This is a genomic window from Sphingobacterium sp. UBA7253 (genome assembly GCF_002472745.1).
GTDB classification, from domain to species: Bacteria; Bacteroidota; Bacteroidia; order Sphingobacteriales; family Sphingobacteriaceae; genus Sphingobacterium; species Sphingobacterium siyangense.
This window is the reverse complement of record NZ_DKSP01000202.1, coordinates 19,637-23,859: the sequence shown is the minus strand read 5'-3', so window position 1 is coordinate 23,859 and position 4,223 is coordinate 19,637. Positions and strand designations below refer to the sequence as shown.

Below are 4,223 nucleotides of genomic sequence, written 5' to 3'. Positions count from 1 at the left end.
GTAGCCAAGGCGACACTGGATCAGGCCATCGCAGCCGTACGTTCCGCTCAGATCAGTAAGGATTTTACGGTTATCACCGCTCCGGTAGGCGGTTACATTGGTCGGATCCCAAAACGTATCGGGAATCTGGTCTCAAAAGGTGATAAAGAACCCCTCACCTATCTTTCAGATATCCAGGAAGTCTATGTTTATTTCTCCATGAATGAATCTGACTTTCTTTATTTTTCCAAAGCACAGGCAAAAAAAGATAGCTTGGAAGGGAAAAAATACAACCAGAATCAGAAGCTTGTATTTCCCGAAGTTACGCTCGTCCTTGCGGATGGCGAAGAATATGCAAAAAAAGGTATAGTGGATGCCGTCAATGGTCAGATCAACCGTACTACAGGTGCGATCTCCTTGCGTGCGACATTTCAAAATCACGACAATATACTTCGGTCCGGAAGTAGTGGTACACTTAAAATTGCAGAGGTTAAAAAAGACGTTCTTCAAATCCCTCAGATTGCAGTCAATGAATTGCAGGATAAAACCTTCGTGTATATACTGGACCAAAACAACAAAGCACAAAAACGAAATATCCAACTGACAGGCAAAAGTAAAAACAATTATATCGTCTACTCAGGACTACAGGAAAACGATCGCGTTATTACCAGTGGATTTGACAAATTGACCGACGGTTCACCAGTAACCCCGATTTTACAGAAATAATTATCTATCATTTTTACATGCTACAAGGTGTCAGACATACTGTACACTTCATGTAGCGTGTTTAAAATTCCATATATATGCTAAAAACATTTATAAATAGGCCTGTATTAGCCACGGTGGTTTCCATTATCCTGGTAATCTTGGGCTTAGTTGGGCTAAAACTTCTGCCTGTCTCGCGTTTTCCAGAAATTGCACCACCAAGTGTGCTTGTTTCACTAAGTTATCCGGGAGCTAATGCCGAGACTGTAGCAAAAAGCGTTTTACTACCTATCGAAGAAGCCATCAATGGTGTAGAGGATATGACCTATATCAAGTCATCTGCCTCCAATTCAGGATCGGGAAGTGTGTCGGTCTATTTTAAGACAGGTACCAATCCTGATATTGCCTCGGTCAACGTACAGACACGGATTTCCAAAGCAATCAGTTCCATTCCCGCAGAAGTAAATGAGGCCGGAATCACGGTCATGCCACGGCAAACGGGTGTCATTATGACCATCAATCTCTACTCTGATCATCAGGATAGTGCCTACGACGAAACCTTTCTCCAGGCTTATGCACAGATTAACCTGATGCGGCCTTTGCTGCGTGTTGATGGTGTAGCCCAGGTTTCCCGTTTGGGAGCAAGGGATTATGCGATGCGACTTTGGTTGAATCCCGAAAAACTAGCCCTGTATAACCTCGTCCCACAAGATGTCACCAATGCTATAAAAGATCAAAACTTTGAGATTGCCCCCGGTAAATTTGGAGAAACCTCAGATGAAGCTTTCGAAACAGTGATCCGTCATAAAGGGCGTTTCACCACTCCGGAGGAATTCCAGAGTATTGTGATCAAAACCAACACCGACGGTTCCGTGCTCTATTTAAAAGATGTGGCACGCGTCGAATTCGGTGCTACAAATCTAAGCAGCGACAATAAGGTAAATGGACATCCCGGTCTTACACTCAACTTAACACAAACCAGTGGTTCCAACGCCCATGATATTGATATTGCCGTCAGAAAGGTTCTCGAGGAACAATCCAAAACATTTCCAAAAGGCATACACTATGAGGTGACCTACTCTGTACGTGACCAGATCGATGAATCGATCAACCAGGTTGAGCACACCCTTTTTGAAGCCTTTATCCTGGTATTTATTATTGTCTTTATCTTCCTGCAAGATTTTAGATCCACCTTGATCCCTGCAATTGCAATCCCGGTTTCATTGGTGGGAACCTTCTTTTTTCTGCAGCTTTTTGGATTTTCGCTCAATGTCCTCACGATGTTTGCCCTGGTGTTAGCCATTGGAATCGTAGTGGATGACGCCATTGTCGTCGTTGAGGCCATCCACGAAAAAATGCACAGCACAGTAATGAAACCCAGAGCCGCTACATTATCGACGATGTCCGAAATTACGGGAGCTATCCTGTTCATAACCATGGTCATGGCTGCTGTATTTTTGCCTGTAGGATTTATGGAAGGGCCAGCAGGTATCTTTTATCGCCAGTTTGCTTACACCCTGGCAACAGCGATTCTGATTTCAGCACTCAATGCATTGACGTTAAGTCCAGCCCTATGTGCGCTACTCCTGAAAGCCCCGCAACAGCATACCAATCAAAAAAACGGCAAAATCAATCAATTTAAAGATCGCTTCTTTAAAGCATTCAATACCTCTTTTGATCGACTGACCGCCCGTTATGTCTCGATTGTAGAAATACTGATCAAGAATAAGAAAATAGCCTGGGCAGGCTTAATTTTAATTACAGCACTTGGCATTGTGTTTATGATTAAAACACCTAAAAGTTTTATTCCGACAGAGGATGATGGATTTATCACATACAACATTGCCCTCCCTCCCGGCGCTTCATTGAGCCGAACAACTGAGGTTCTTCATCGTGCCGATAGTATTTTAAAGAAAAGACAGGACATCAATGGAATGACAACAGTTTCTGGTTTTAATGCCCTGGACGGAAGCTCAAGCCCGGCATTTGCCGCTGGTTACATCACCTTAAAACCACATGCCAAACGCGAGCACATCAAAAATATTAATGCATTTATGGATACCATCAGGCATGATCTATCCCAGATTAATGAAGCAACGTTTACGGTGTTCCCCCGCCCTACCGTACAGGGTTTTGGCGACTTTGCCGGAATTGAAATGGTTCTTCAAGATCGAATGGGTGGTGACATTCGGGATTTTAACACCATTGCAGATACCTTTATCAACCAGCTCAATACCTTACCGGAAATACGAAGTGCTTACACAAGTTTTAAATCAAACTTCCCTCAGTATGAAGTAAATATCGATGCCGTAAAGGCAAAATCCCTGGGAGTTGAGATCAAAGATCTCATGTCCACAATCCGATCTTATTTTGCGCGTGTACAGGCGAGCGATTTTAATCGGTTTGGTCGCCAATACCGTGTTTATGTCCAATCAGATTTCGACTTCCGCAAAGATCCCGAATCCTTCAATTCAATTTTTGTGCGCAACAGTAAAGGCGAAATGGTGCCTATTAACACCATATTGACCTTAGAAAAGACTGTGGGTCCAGAAACCATCACGCGTTACAATCTATACAATGCAATTGCAGTAAATATTACACCCGCGGAAGGCTATAGTACAGATGATGCGATGCAGGCTATCCAAAAGTTGGCCGACAACAAACTTCCGGGTAATTACGGTTTTGAATGGACGGGCATGAGCTATGAAGAAAGTCAATCCGGCTCACAGACGATATTGATTTTTGCGCTTAGTATCCTATTCGTCTACTTCCTGCTTTCCGCTCAATATGAAAGCTACATTCTTCCTTGGGCAGTATTACTGTCTATACCTGTGGGACTGATCGGCGTATTTTCCGTGATCAACCTTGTGGGACTTCAAAACAACATTTATGTGCAAGTAGGACTCATCATGCTTATTGGTCTTTTGGCCAAAAATGCTATTCTGATCGTCGAATTTGCCGTGCAGGAGCGTAAAAATGGCAAAAGTATCGTCGAAGCTGCCATTAACGGCTCAAAACTTAGGTTACGGCCAATCTTGATGACCAGTTTGGCATTTGTTGCTGGCCTGGTACCCTTGATGTGGACGGTTGGTCCCTCGGCGATCGGTAACCATTCGATCAGTTTCAGCGCCGCCGGCGGCATGCTCTTTGGTGTAGCATTCGGCATCTTTATCATCCCTGTACTCTTTGTCGTATTCAAAAGCCTGGATGAAAAACTACATGATAAACTAGCTAAAGAAGAGGAAGAATAATGAAAAACATAAAAAAATACCTTTCGGGAATATCGATCATCATTGGTCTCTTAGGCCTGATGAATGCCTGTAAGATCGGCAAAGATTATGTGCAGCCCAAACTCAAACTTCCCGAAAACTTTCGTGGCGATACGCTGGATTATTTCGGAGACACCTCCAGTATGGGACTGATCCATTGGAAATCCTTCTTTCACGATCCCACATTGAAACTATTGATTGATTCTGCCTTAGCGAATAATTTTGAAATGAAGACAGCATTGCTCAACCTGCAGATTTCAACCCGAGTTT

2 protein-coding genes and 1 pseudogene are annotated in these 4,223 nt (G+C 43.4%); all 3 read left to right on the top strand.

The features are described from left to right. Positions 1-705, top strand: a 705-nt coding sequence (locus B2X72_RS20680) for an efflux RND transporter periplasmic adaptor subunit (protein WP_286851310.1), incomplete at its 5' end; no start/stop codon positions are given. A 77-nt stretch (positions 706-782) separates the two neighbouring features. Continuing rightward, entirely contained in the window at positions 783-3,935 is a 3,153-nt protein-coding gene (locus B2X72_RS20675; protein ID WP_286851309.1) for an efflux RND transporter permease subunit, read from the top strand. Beyond that, a pseudogene (locus tag B2X72_RS20670) lies at positions 3,935-4,223 on the top strand (RND transporter); the annotation flags it as partial. The gene B2X72_RS20675 and the pseudogene B2X72_RS20670, both read left to right, overlap by 1 nt.